Origin of the sequence: Bacillus mycoides (genome assembly GCF_000832605.1) — a bacterium.
Classification (GTDB): Bacteria; Bacillota; Bacilli; order Bacillales; family Bacillaceae_G; genus Bacillus_A; species Bacillus_A mycoides.
Window position 1 is genome coordinate 161,735 of record NZ_CP009692.1, and the last position, 12,396, is coordinate 174,130.

Sequence of the window (12,396 nt, forward strand, 5' to 3'; positions counted from 1 at the left end):
TTCGTGTAGCCCATCAAAAGTAACTATTCACTCCTGATAGTTTTGCCTTATTTAACCAAGAAATTTATCCCGCTATTTGCAGGCAGTAAAACTCCCACTGATCAAAGTTTCACTTTATGTCTATCCATTCTCTCACATCAATTTACATATAATGAATAATAATTATCTATTATTTCATGAGATGAAAAAACTCTCTATGTCTAGATTTATCATTATTCCCACCTTTTTGCAACTATCATACCATAGTTGCTATACAAACATTTTTTCACTTTTGACAGTTAATCAAACGTTTGTTTAAATTATTTTTCACCATTTAAACAAACGTTTGATTAACTCAGAAAAAACACCCAAATACGGGTGTTTTTTCTGTTTAATCTTTAAGAATCTATACTATTTTAGCGTTCAAAAATAAGAATTCTTCTCTTTTTTTAGCGCTTATTAATCTCTTCAAGTAAGATTTTATTAACAAGCGGTGGATTTGCTTGTCCTTTTGTAGCTTTCATAATTTGACCAACTAAGAAGCCAATTGCACGGTCTTTACCGTTTTTAAAGTCTTCAATAGATTGCTCATTATTATCAAGAATTTCTGTTACAACCTTACGAAGTGTTCCTTCATCAGAAATTTGAACCAGACCTTTCGCTTTAACGATTTCTTCTGGGTCTCCACCTTTTTCAATTAATTCATTAAATACTTTCTTCGCGATTTTAGAAGAAATTGTACCTTTTTCAATTAATTGAACCATTTTAGCTAAGCCAGCTGGCGTTAATGCAACGTCTTTTAATTCTTTTTGTTGTTTGTTTAAGTATGCAAGTACTTCACCCATTAACCAGTTTGATGTTAATTTCGCATCAGCACCGCCTGCAACAGTTGCTTCAAAGAAATCAGACATCTCTTTCGTTAATGTCAATACATGCGCATCATAAGCTGGTAAGCCAACTTCTTCAACATAGCGAGCTTTACGTGCATCTGGAAGTTCTGGAATAGAAGCACGAATTTCTTCTTTCCACTCATCGTCGATGTAAAGTTCAACTAAGTCTGGCTCTGGGAAGTAACGGTAATCGTCAGATCCTTCTTTTATACGCATTAAGATTGTTTTCTTCGTTGCTTCGTCATAACGACGTGTTTCTTGTTGGATGATACCACCAGATAATAATTCTTTTTCTTGGCGCACTTGCTCATGCTCAAGACCTTTTTGCACGTAAGTGAAAGAGTTTAAGTTTTTCAGTTCTGCTTTTGTACCGAACTTCTCTTGTCCAACTGGACGAAGTGAAATATTCGCATCACAACGAAGAGAACCTTCTTCCATCTTACAATCAGATACACCTGTATATTGAATGATTGATTTTAACTTCTCTAAGTACGCATATGCTTCTTCTGGAGTACGCATATCTGGCTCAGATACGATCTCGATTAAAGGCATACCTTGACGGTTGTAGTCTACTAATGAACCGTCAGCTGCATGCGTTGATTTACCAGCATCTTCTTCTAAATGAAGACGTGTAATACCGATACGTTTCTTTTTACCGTCTACTTCGATTTCAATCCAACCATTTTCACCAATTGGCTTATCAAATTGAGAGATTTGGTAAGCTTTCGGATTATCTGGGTAGAAATAGTTTTTACGGTCGAACTTCGTTTCCGTTGCGATTTCACAGTTTAATGCCATTGCGGCTTTCATTGCAAAGTTAACTGCTTCCTTATTTAAAGTAGGAAGTACCCCTGGGTATCCTAAGTCAATTACACTTGTTTGTGTATTTGGCTCCGCTCCGAATTCTGTTGGACTCGCAGAGAAAATTTTCGAATTTGTTTTTAACTCAACGTGAACCTCTAAACCAATAATTGTTTCTAAATTCATCTATGCTCGCCTCCTTACAGACTTGCTTTTTTTGTATGATAGTCTGTTGCTTGCTCAAACGCATGTGCAACGCGGTAAATCGTCGTTTCATCGAAGTGTTTACCAATGATTTGTAGACCAAGTGGCATGTTGTTAGCACCGAATCCACATGGAACAGAAATCGCTGGAACACCCGCTAAGTTTACTGGAATTGTTAAAATGTCATTTGCATACATTGTCATTGGATCGTCCACTTTTTCGCCCACTTTAAATGCTGGAGTTGGCGTTGTTGGTCCAATAATAACATCGTAGTTAGCAAATACATTTTCAAAGTCATTTTTAATTAATGTACGTACTTGTTGTGCTTTTTTGTAATATGCATCATAGTAACCAGAGCTAAGAGCAAATGTACCAAGCATAATACGACGTTTTACTTCATCACCGAAACCTTCGCTACGTGTGTTTTTGTAAAGATCTAATAAGTTATTTACATTATCAGAACGAACACCGTAACGTACGCCATCAAAGCGTGAAAGGTTCGCAGATGCTTCAGAAGAAGATAATAAGTAATACGTTGCTAGAGCGTATTTAGAGTGCGGAAGAGATACTTCCTCCCAAGTTGCGCCCATACCTTCTAATACTTTTAAAGCAGCTAGTACTGACTCACGAGCTTCTTCGCCAACACCTTCGCCTAAGTATTCTTTCGGTACAGCAATACGTAAACCTTTAACATCACCTGTTAAACCAGCTAAGTAGTTTCCTACTTCAACGTTTGCAGAAGTTGCATCCATACGGTCAATACCTGAAATAGCTTGTAATAAGTATGCATTGTCTTCTACTGTACGTGTAATCGGTCCGATTTGGTCAAGTGAAGATGCGAATGCTACTAATCCGTAACGAGATACGCGTCCGTAAGTTGGTTTTAAACCTACAACGCCACAATATGCAGCTGGCTGACGGATAGAACCACCCGTATCAGAACCTAGAGAGAATAATACTTCTCCTGCTGCTACTGCTGCTGCAGAACCACCACTAGATCCGCCTGGAACGTAATCTAAGTTCCATGGATTTTTTGTAGCGTAGAAGCCTGAGTTTTCATTTGAAGAACCCATTGCGAACTCGTCCATATTTAATTTACCGATTGTAACTGTGTCAGCAGCTTTTAGCTTTTGTACAACTGTCGCATCGTAAATTGGATCGAAGTTTGCCAATATTTTGCTCGCACAAGTTGTACGAAGACCGTTAGTTACAATGTTATCTTTTACACCAATTGGCATACCGAATAATAAACCATTATCCTCAGCACCAATCTTTGCATCTAATTCTTTCGCTTTCGCGCGTGCATTTTCTTCATCTAATGTAAGAAAAGCTTTTACGTTATCTTCAACATCCGAAATACGTTTGTAAGATTCTTCTACTAAATCCGTAACGGAAATTTCTTTGTTGTTTAACTTCTTATGTAACTCTGATACAGAATGATCAAATAATGACATCGAAATTCCCTCCTCTATTCTAATACTGCTGGAACACGGATTTGATTATCTTTGTGATCCGGTGCATTTTTTAATACTTCTTCTACTGGTAAACCTTTTTCTGGCACATCTTCACGCATAACATTTTTCATAGTTAATACATGAGTTGTTGGTTTTACATCAGTTGTATCTAATTCATTTAACTGTTCTGCAAATGTAACAATTGCATCTAGTTGTTTTTGAAATTTTTCTGCTTCTTGATCAGTAATTGCAAGACGTGCTAAATGTGCTACGTGCTTTACATTCTCAACGGAAATTCTTGACACGGCTAGGCCACCTCCATAATATATCGTTCAATCTACAATACTATTGATGATACCAAATTTTCAGTACTTCAAGCAAGTCAACACACGGCACTTACGGCATTTTTACATAAAAAAAGAAAGGCAAGTGCCTTTCTTTACAATTTACTCTTTATCTAACGATTTATTTTTCGGAAATCTTTCATTATCTTCCTCATTATCACGAATTGTTTTTTGTAATACAAAACAAGACATCGTTAAAAATAATGTTCCGATTAAATAGTACCCTTTTACACTAAGCGTTTCATCTAACGTGTAAATCCCAATTAGCATTCCTGAAAGCGCACAAACAAATGAAGTCCATGCTAAAAACGTGAACGCTTGCGTATTTCGTCTTCTCATCGTTCTCCCCCTCGTTAGCTGTACACCTATTATAGATAAATATATTTATCACAATGGTTTTTTATGTAAAATCATTTTTCTATTTATTAATCTATCACAAAAAATTTCTATTTTGAAGATAATTTTCTTTCTAATCCGAAAAAACAGTTAAAAACATTGACATTTATTTCAATTCCACATAAAATAAAAACAAATATTACGAACCTCGAAATATACGGGAGTGGAAATAATTGTTACAATATGAACATTTTTTAGACTTACTGCTAGATAACGCCAAGAAACTTTTCTATCCTGAAGAATGGGTAAGTCTTGATTTAACACTTTCCAAGACAGAAGTATTTTGTTTACTTTGGATGGAGCGAAATACGGATATTACAATGACAAAAATTGCTGATCTTCTTGATATACCGATGAGTACAACAACGGGCGTTGTAAATCGCCTTGTAAAAAAGGGATATATTGAACGCTACCGGAATGAAAGCGATCGACGCATTGTATTAATTCGTTTAACAGAAAACGGCGTAATGCTCGTTCAAGAAGTAAAACAAAATGCGGCCCATTACTTTAGCCTAGTGACAGATGCATTGTCAGAAGAAGAAAAAGCATTCTTACTACAAATATTCCAAAAGATCATGAATCACATTGCTACGTCACAGCAAAAAACAGAAGAAAAGGTTTCTACACCTAAAATGAAAAACATTCCGATTGAATAAGACCCTAGTTGGGTTTTTATTCAATTAAATATTTCGACACTCGTAATATTCGACATTCGAAACAAAGGGGATATTAATGATGAGAATTATTCTGTATACAGGTAAAGGCGGCGTTGGAAAAACTAGCATTTCAGCAGCAACAGCAATCCAAAGTGCAAAACAAGGATTAAAAACATTAGTAATGAGTACAGATCCTGCTCATAGTTTAGGGGATTCATTTGGCATAAAACTATCTTCTGAGCCACTAGAAATTCGCGAAAACTTGTGGGCACAAGAAATTAACACTATTTATGAAATGGAAAAAGGCTGGGGGAAATTGCAGAAATATATTACACTACTCTTCACTTCCAAAGCAGCTGATGATATTACAACAGAAGAATTAACGATGTTCCCTGGTATGGAAGATTTAATTAGCTTACTTCGAGTACTCGATTACTATAAACACAACACTTACGACGTCATCATTATTGATTGCGCACCGACTGGAGAAACTTTAGCAATGCTTAGCTTTCCAGACATGCTCGGCTGGTGGATGGAAAAACTCTTTCCTATTAAAAGGAAGATTTTAAAAGTTGTTCGTCCTGTAGCTCAACCACTTCTTGGTGTCCCCCTTCCAACTGATGATATTATGGACGAATTAACGAATACGCTTGAACAACTTGGAGAAATGAGAGATATTTTATCAAACCGAGAAGTAACGAGTATTCGCGTTGTTGTAAATCCTGAAAAAATGGTCATTAAAGAAGCTCAGCGTAGTTTTACTTATTTAAACTTATACGATTATAACGTAGATGCCATTATGATTAACCGCGTCATCCCTAACACTGTTACCGACCCTTACTTTCAGGCATGGAAAGATACACAAAAGAAATATAAGGCGTTAATTAAAGATAGTTTTCAGCCACTTCCTATTTACGAAGCTCCCATGTTTGAACAAGAAGTTGTTGGTTTACCTATGTTAGAGCGTGTAGGAAATGCTTTATTTAAATCAGACCCCTCTCCTACTGAAGTGAAATTTAATGGCCGCACACAATATGTAAAAAAAGATGGCGATGAGTATATTTTCGTTCTGTCCATTCCCTTCTCAAACAAAAGTGAACTTTCATTAAATCAAAAAGGTGATGAACTTATTATTCGAGCCGGCTCTATGAAGCGAAATATCACCTTACCAAAAACATTAACACACCTTTCTATTCAAGGAGCTAAGTTTGAAGATGATGTACTAAACATTCGGTTTGGAGGTGTAGTACATGCATGATGAATTACTAAGAAAGGTAATTCGTACAAAAATAAAAATCGGTATGCGTATATTAGAAGAGCTACCGAATCCGATTCAGCAATCAGCTAAGCACGCACTAAATATTTTGCAAGAGGAGCTCTCCTCTTATGCTGAAGAACAACCGCAACCTGAGAGTAATTTAAAAAGCATCATAATTGAATAACTATACCCTTGTAGAAAGCCTTTTCTTATAGGCTTTCTATCCCTTTATTGGAGCTGATATAAGTTGATAAAAACATCTTCAACAAGACATTTCACCACTAATACAATCTGGCTAATCCCCCTTCTATTCTTTTTTCATAACCTTGAAGAAGCTTTCCAAATGCCACAATATATCGCTAATCGATTTTCGATCCATTTTATAACTAACAAACAATTTTTCATTGCAATTTCCATATTAACAACCTTCGTCTTACTCATAGTCATTCTATATCAATTAAGCATCATATCTTCTATTTATTTGATCATTTTTATACAGGGCTGTATCTTCTTTAACGCCGTTCAGCATATTATCTTGTATTTCATTTATCGTTCTTATAATCCAGGAGTAATCTCAGCATCTATCATTATCCTATTTTCTCTTTTCTTATTTTCATCAAAGAAACTATTAATCCCTAAAAAGAAATTAGCAAGTACACTCATTTTTAGTTTAATCTCTTACCCAATCATAATTTGGATTTCCTTATTATTAGCCAGCTGCTTTAATTAAAAAAAGACCAGGAAAACTCCTGGTCCATCACTCTACTTAACAAACATTGGATTCTATGTTATACAAAATTAGAAGGTACAGAATTAGGGTTTTGTTTGTTAAGTAGATTATATGTTGAACGAGCTAACAGCGGAGGGGTTCCTACTGTTAGTCGTTAAACTCAATAATTATTTTACGATTTTTTCAAGCTCATCAAGTGAAAGATCTACTGAAATTGAACCATCATTTGTTTCTTTCTTAATTGCATCTGTTACTTCTTTTGAATGGTATAACTCAATTACTTTTTTCAGTGTTGGATCATTTTTATCTTTCGTACGAGCTGCGAAAATATTAATATAGGCCTTTGCATTTTCATTATTTGGATCTTCTAAGAAAATTGGATCCTTCGCTGGGTCTAATCCAGCTTGACCAGCAACACCGTTATTAATAACTGAAGCCGCTACATCTTTTAACACACGAGGTGTTTGCTGTGCGATAACCGGTGTAACTTTTAGCTTCTTTGGATTTTCAGCGATACCACTTGGATCCCCAAATAGACCAAAATCTTTCTTAAGCTTTAATAATCCAGCTGCATCAAGAAGTTTTAATGCACGTGCTTGGTTCGTTGGATCATTCGGAATAGCAATTTCCGAACCATCTGGGATTTCATTTGCTTTCTTATATTTTTCAGAATATAAGCCCATCGGTGCAATTTGCGTTGTACCAACAGCTGTAATATCTAACTTATGCTCCTTTTTAAATTGCTCTAAGAAAGCAATGTGCTGGAATGAGTTTAGTTCAATATCTCCATCAGCTAACGCTTTGTTGGGTGTTGTGTAATCAGAGAACTCAACCAGTTTAATTTTAATCCCTTCTTTTTCAGCTTTTTTCTTTAAAATTTCCCAAACGTCTCCATCTGTTCCAGTTACACCGACGCGAACTACTTTCTCTTTCGCTCCTGCACCTGTGTCTCCACCTGAGCAGCCGCTTAATGCTGTAATTCCTACGATCGCTGATAATGCAAATGCTAAAATTTTCTTCATTTTCTTTTCCCCTCTTCCTTTTTATGATCTGCGTAAAAAGACTTTCGCAAAGTAGTTCCCTAAATTTTGAGCCACCTGTACAAGAATAATAAGTAAAACGACCGTTACAAACATAACTGACGTATCAAAGCGTTGATAACCATATGTCATTGCTAAGTCACCAAGACCGCCACCACCGACAAGTCCTGCGACTGCAGAAAATTCAATTAAACCGACCGTCATAAACGTGACACCTAGGATCAATGGTGCTAAAGCTTCTGGTACGAGGATTTCAAAAACAATTCTAAGTGGTGAAGCGCCCATTGCTTGTGCTGCTTCAATTACTCCTTTCGGAACAGAAACAAGATTGGTTTCAACCATTCTAGCAATACCAATTGATGCAACTAACGTCATTGGGAAGATTGCTGCAGCCGTTCCAATCGTCGTTCCAATAACACTTCTTGTTAGTGGGCTTAAAGCTACTAAAAAGATAATGAATGGAACCGGACGAATTGTATTAATTATGATATTAAGAATAGAAAAGACCCATTTATTTTCTAAAAAATTTCCTTTTCTCGTTACATACAACAGTAAACCTAGAGGTATACCAAGAATTGTAGCGAATATAAGGGTTACAATTACCATTAAGAGGGTATCCCCCGTCGCATCTAATATGCGAGGCCAAAATATACTCCAATCAACTCGCATGAGCTTCTACCTCCTTCAGCTGCACTTGCAGTCTTAGATGTTGTAATGCTTTTTGAATTTCTTTCTGTTCACCTTGTAGTTCTACAAGAAGATTTCCAAATAGCACATTTTGGAGTTCAATAATATTTCCATAAAGAACATTTACATCGACGTTATAGTTTTTCGCAATATATGATAGTACAGGCTGCCCTGTCTCTTCCCCAGTAAAAGTCAGGCGATAAATCTGACCTCCGTTTTGAATTTTCGCTAGAACACTTTCTGGTAAGTGATCATTAATAACAGAGCGTACAAAATTTTGAGTTGTCTTTGTTTTTGGTTGTGTGAAAACGTCAAACAGTTTTCCTTCTTCAATTACTTTTCCTTTTTCCATAACGGCTACACGGTGACAAATTTCTTTCACAACGTGCATTTCATGTGTAATAAGTAGAATCGTTAAATTGTACTCTCTATTTACTTTCTTTAATAAATTTAAGATTTCTGTTGTTGTTTCCGGATCTAAAGCTGATGTTGCCTCATCACATATGAGAATATCGGGTGATGTCGCAAGTGCTCTTGCAATCCCAACACGCTGCTTTTGCCCACCTGATAACTGTTCTGGATAATAGTTCGCTTTATCTTCTAAACCAACAAATTTTAGTAGTTCATTCACTCTTTCTTTTATCTCATTCTTCGGCAATTTCGCTAACCTTAATGGATAAGCAATGTTCCCAAACACCGTTCTTGAATTAAATAGATTGAAACTTTGGAAAATCATCCCAATTCTTTGTCTTAGTGTCCGTAATTCTTTCGCCGATAATGATGTAATATCTTTATCATCTATTGAAATTGTTCCTGCAGTTGGTCTTTCTAACATATTTACTAAACGTAATAGCGTACTCTTTCCAGCACCACTAAATCCGATAATGCCAAAAATTTCGCCCTTTTCAACTGACAGCGTTACATCCTCAACCGCATGAACAGATTGCCCACCTGATTCATATACTTTACTTACATTGTTAAAAGAAATCATTTTCTTCCCTCCTATATGCTGTAAAACTTGAAGTAGAGCTTTCGAGGTAAAATAAAAAGTGCTCTCCTCCTTATCAGTAATAAAAGATAAGAAGGAGAGCACTTTTATATGTACTCATTCACATCTTCTCATCTTCCAAGCCTTTATAGGCTTGCTGGAGTTAGCACGGTATTAAAAAACCCGTTGCTGAGGTATCGTAGGGCCAGTCCCTCCACCTCTCTGGATAAGAGTGTATCGATTTAATTGTCGTTTAATTAAGTCTTATTATAGAACTCAGAATAATGAGAGTCAATACATTTTTCGGAAAAATATTAATTATTTCTCTATTTAAATTTTCAAATAAGAAGTAACAATACAATAGTGATTTTTAAAGTTATGTAAAATCCTTCTCACTCATACTTTTAAAAAGGAGAATCTTCTCTATTCATTGAATAACATTATTTGAATATGAAATCGGAGGAAGATAGATATATGAAAACAGCTCTTTTGCTCGTCGACATTCAAAATGATTATTTTCCAAGCGGAATGATGGAATTACGTAATCCAGTAGAAGCAAGTGAATATGCTAGTCAGCTACTACAACATTTTAGAATAAGAAACGAACCTATTTTTCATATCCAACATGTAGCTATAAAAGATAGCGCTACTTTTTTCCTACCCAATACAGAAGGTGTCCATATTCACGAAAATGTCCGTCCACTTAGAGAGGAAACCGTTATCCTTAAACATTATCCAAATAGCTTTCGAGAAACTGATCTTCTAGAACAATTACAACGTTCAGGAATTGAGCACGTCGTAATATGCGGGATGATGACCCATATGTGTATTGATGCTACAGTAAGAGCTGCTTTTGATTTTGGTCTTCACTGTACCGTAATACACGATGCTTGTGCTACAAAAGATCTTTCATTTAAGAATGCTACTATACCAGCTGTTTATATTCATAATACAATTTTGGCGAGTTTAAATGGAGTATACGCAAATATAATGAGTACAGAAGAGTTTTTAGCGACCTAAAAAAAACACTCCTTTCAGTTAGCAAAGCCGAAAGGAGTGTTCTCTTGTCTAACCATAGATTTTCTTTCAAATTGTATTATACAGGAAATCCTCAAAATGAATACTAAAAAATATGACTAATAAGTCAATTTTTCTCGCTGTTTTGTTTCTATTTTCATGTTTATCCCGATATTAATAGGGTTTAACTAATTCAAAAGAACAAATAGTAATATTTAGAAACCTTTTCTTGATTAAAATTAACTAGCTTCTATAAAATCGATTGCTTCTGCTATAGAGAGTTTCTCAAAAAGAAAAGATCTTCACAGTCTGTGAAGATCTTTTCTACTATTTCTTATAAAGTTTCAGAAGTAGTTTTTGCTTGCATGTGAAGCGCTAAGTAATCAGGGCCACCAGCTTTAGAGTCTGTACCAGACATGTTAAAGCCACCGAATGGTTGGTAACCTACGATTGCACCAGTACATCCACGGTTGAAGTATAAGTTACCAACGTGGAAGTCTTCACGTGCTTTTTCAATATGGTCACGGTTGTTAGTAACAACTGCTCCTGTTAAACCGTATTCTGTATTGTTTGCAATTGCAAGTGCATGATCAAAGTCTTTTGCTTTACAGAATGCTACTACTGGTCCGAAGATTTCTTCTTTCATTAAGCGAGCATCTTCTGCAACGTCAGCAACGATTGTTGGTTGGATGAACCAGCCTTTAGAATCGTCTCCTTCGCCACCTGATACGATTTTACCTTCTTCTTTACCAATTGCAACATAGCTCATTACTTTATCGAATGCAGCTTGGTCATTAACAGGTCCCATGTTAATATCTTTTGCATCTGGGTTACCTACTGTTAATTCTTTTGTTAATTCAACAGCACGATTTAATACATGATCGTATACATCTTCATGGATTACTGCACGAGAACATGCAGAACATTTTTGTCCTGAGAATCCGAATGCTGATGCAACGATAGATTTAGCTGCTAATTCAAGATCTGCCTCTTTATCAACAACGATTGTATCTTTACCGCCCATTTCAGCGATAACACGTTTTAACCAAATTTGTCCTGGGTTTACTTTTGCTGCACGTTCGTAAATACGAATACCTACATCGCGAGATCCAGTGAAGCTAACGAAACGTGTACGAGGGTGATCTACTAAATAGTCACCAACTTCAGAACCATTACCTGGAACGAAGTTTACTACGCCAGCTGGTAAACCAGCTTCTTCTAATACTTCCATAAATTTCGCTGCTACTACAGGAGTTGTACTAGCTGGTTTTAGTAATACTGTGTTACCAGAAACTACGGCAGCTGTTGTCATACCTGCCATAATTGCGAATGGGAAATTCCAAGGAGAAATGATAACACCTACTCCTAATGGAATGTAAGAGAAACGATTATATTCAATTGGACGGCTTTCTACTGGAATACCGTCTTTTAATTTCAACATTTGACGAGCATAATATTCCATAAAATCGATTGCTTCTGCTGTATCAGCATCTGCCTCATTCCATGGTTTACCTGCTTCTTTTACAAGAATAGCAGAGAACTCATGTTTTCTACGACGAACGATTGCTGCAGCACGGAATAAAATATCTGCACGCATTTCTGGTTTTGACTTTCTCCAAGTTTGGAATGTTGCATCCGCTACTTGCATTGCTTTTTCAGCTAATTCACGGCTTGCTTTTGAAACACGACCAACAAGTTCCTCTTTATTTGCAGGGTTTACAGAAACAATTTTATCTTCTGTAGTGATTTTTTCTCCCCCGATAATTAATGGATAGTCTTGTCCAAGATAAGATTCTACTTTCTTTAAACCCTCTTCAAACGCTAATTTGTTAGCCTCTACTGAAAAATCTGTAAATGGCTCATGTTTGTATGCTACTACCATCTTTTTAGCCTCCCCTTAGAAAAACGTTTACATTTTACAACATTATTCTACACGATAATTTAGATTTATT

General features: G+C 36.0%; 13 protein-coding genes and 1 riboswitch. Of the genes, 5 read left to right on the forward strand and 8 right to left on the reverse strand.

Features of this window, described 5'->3' with window-relative positions:
• Positions 1–428 precede the first annotated feature (428 nt).
• The 4 genes from gatB to BG05_RS02660 all read right to left on the reverse strand — a co-directional run bounded on the left by gatB (position 429) and on the right by BG05_RS02660 (position 4,011).
• Positions 429–1,856, reverse strand: coding sequence for an Asp-tRNA(Asn)/Glu-tRNA(Gln) amidotransferase subunit GatB (gene gatB, locus BG05_RS02645; protein WP_003187141.1), 1,428 nt, complete (start codon positions 1,854–1,856; stop codon positions 429–431).
• 14 nt (positions 1,857–1,870) lie between these two features.
• Positions 1,871–3,328, reverse strand: a complete 1,458-nt coding sequence (gatA, locus tag BG05_RS02650) for an Asp-tRNA(Asn)/Glu-tRNA(Gln) amidotransferase subunit GatA (protein WP_002010048.1) — start codon at positions 3,326–3,328, stop codon at positions 1,871–1,873.
• 14 nt (positions 3,329–3,342) lie between these two features.
• Positions 3,343–3,633, reverse strand: coding sequence for an Asp-tRNA(Asn)/Glu-tRNA(Gln) amidotransferase subunit GatC (gene gatC / locus BG05_RS02655; protein WP_000086999.1), 291 nt, complete (start codon positions 3,631–3,633; stop codon positions 3,343–3,345).
• Positions 3,634–3,774: 141 nt separating this feature from the next.
• A complete protein-coding gene (locus tag BG05_RS02660; protein ID WP_002029490.1) occupies positions 3,775–4,011 on the reverse strand; it encodes a YiaA/YiaB family inner membrane protein in 237 nt (78 codons plus the stop codon).
• Between the two features lie 230 nt (positions 4,012–4,241).
• Between BG05_RS02660 and BG05_RS02665 the strand changes: the two genes are divergently transcribed.
• The 4 genes from BG05_RS02665 (at position 4,242) to BG05_RS29095 (ending at position 6,712) form a co-directional block, all read left to right on the forward strand.
• Positions 4,242–4,724, forward strand: coding sequence for a MarR family winged helix-turn-helix transcriptional regulator (locus BG05_RS02665; protein WP_000942491.1), 483 nt, complete (start codon positions 4,242–4,244; stop codon positions 4,722–4,724).
• Between the two features lie 76 nt (positions 4,725–4,800).
• Entirely contained in the window at positions 4,801–5,982 is a 1,182-nt protein-coding gene (locus tag BG05_RS02670) for an ArsA family ATPase (protein ID WP_002124897.1), read from the forward strand.
• Positions 5,975–6,166, forward strand: a complete 192-nt coding sequence (locus BG05_RS02675; RefSeq protein WP_002091335.1) for a DUF3926 domain-containing protein — start codon at positions 5,975–5,977, stop codon at positions 6,164–6,166. Before BG05_RS02670 ends, BG05_RS02675 begins: the two co-directional genes overlap by 8 nt.
• A 63-nt stretch (positions 6,167–6,229) precedes the next feature.
• Positions 6,230–6,712, forward strand: a complete 483-nt coding sequence (locus BG05_RS29095; protein ID WP_002091337.1) for an HXXEE domain-containing protein — start codon at positions 6,230–6,232, stop codon at positions 6,710–6,712.
• 167 nt (positions 6,713–6,879) lie between these two features.
• Here the strand turns inward: BG05_RS29095 and BG05_RS02680 are convergent, their stop codons facing one another.
• From BG05_RS02680 to BG05_RS02690, 3 genes are read right to left on the reverse strand one after another with little or no spacing between them, the layout of a single operon-like run.
• A complete protein-coding gene (locus BG05_RS02680; protein ID WP_002029488.1) occupies positions 6,880–7,734 on the reverse strand; it encodes a MetQ/NlpA family ABC transporter substrate-binding protein in 855 nt (284 codons plus the stop codon).
• 21 nt (positions 7,735–7,755) lie between these two features.
• Positions 7,756–8,421, reverse strand: coding sequence for a methionine ABC transporter permease (locus BG05_RS02685; RefSeq protein WP_002091343.1), 666 nt, complete (start codon positions 8,419–8,421; stop codon positions 7,756–7,758).
• Complete coding sequence (locus BG05_RS02690; RefSeq protein WP_002010037.1) at positions 8,411–9,430, reverse strand: methionine ABC transporter ATP-binding protein; 1,020 nt, start codon at positions 9,428–9,430, stop codon at positions 8,411–8,413. Before BG05_RS02690 ends, BG05_RS02685 begins: the two co-directional genes overlap by 11 nt.
• 125 nt (positions 9,431–9,555) lie before the next feature.
• A riboswitch (SAM riboswitch) is annotated at positions 9,556–9,660 on the reverse strand.
• A 241-nt stretch (positions 9,661–9,901) separates the two neighbouring features.
• Between BG05_RS02690 and BG05_RS02695 the strand changes: the two genes are divergently transcribed.
• Positions 9,902–10,447, forward strand: a complete 546-nt coding sequence (locus BG05_RS02695) for a cysteine hydrolase family protein (RefSeq protein ID WP_002091344.1) — start codon at positions 9,902–9,904, stop codon at positions 10,445–10,447.
• A gap of 331 nt (positions 10,448–10,778) precedes the next feature.
• Here the strand turns inward: BG05_RS02695 and pruA are convergent, their stop codons facing one another.
• Positions 10,779–12,326: an L-glutamate gamma-semialdehyde dehydrogenase gene (pruA, locus tag BG05_RS02700; protein ID WP_002124887.1), complete on the reverse strand. Its 1,548-nt coding sequence runs from the start codon at positions 12,324–12,326 to the stop codon at positions 10,779–10,781.
• Positions 12,327–12,396: the final 70 nt, after the last annotated feature.

Bases quoted from the DNA above. Each gene is read 5' to 3' on its own strand.
- BG05_RS02675 (WP_002091335.1), top strand. From the start codon at position 5,975: ATGCATGATGAATTACTAAGAAAGGTAATTCGTACAAAAATAAAAATC.
- BG05_RS02670 (WP_002124897.1), top strand. From the start codon at position 4,801: ATGATGAGAATTATTCTGTATACAGGTAAAGGCGGCGTTGGAAAAACT.
- BG05_RS02660 (WP_002029490.1), bottom strand. From the start codon at position 4,011: ATGAGAAGACGAAATACGCAAGCGTTCACGTTTTTAGCATGGACTTCA.
- gatB (WP_003187141.1), bottom strand. From the start codon at position 1,856: ATGAATTTAGAAACAATTATTGGTTTAGAGGTTCACGTTGAGTTAAAA.
- BG05_RS02685 (WP_002091343.1), bottom strand. From the start codon at position 8,421: ATGCGAGTTGATTGGAGTATATTTTGGCCTCGCATATTAGATGCGACG.
- BG05_RS02690 (WP_002010037.1), bottom strand. From the start codon at position 9,430: ATGATTTCTTTTAACAATGTAAGTAAAGTATATGAATCAGGTGGGCAA.
- BG05_RS02695 (WP_002091344.1), top strand. From the start codon at position 9,902: ATGAAAACAGCTCTTTTGCTCGTCGACATTCAAAATGATTATTTTCCA.
- BG05_RS02680 (WP_002029488.1), bottom strand. From the start codon at position 7,734: ATGAAGAAAATTTTAGCATTTGCATTATCAGCGATCGTAGGAATTACA.
- gatA (WP_002010048.1), bottom strand. From the start codon at position 3,328: ATGTCATTATTTGATCATTCTGTATCAGAGTTACATAAGAAGTTAAAC.
- pruA (WP_002124887.1), bottom strand. From the start codon at position 12,326: ATGGTAGTAGCATACAAACATGAGCCATTTACAGATTTTTCAGTAGAG.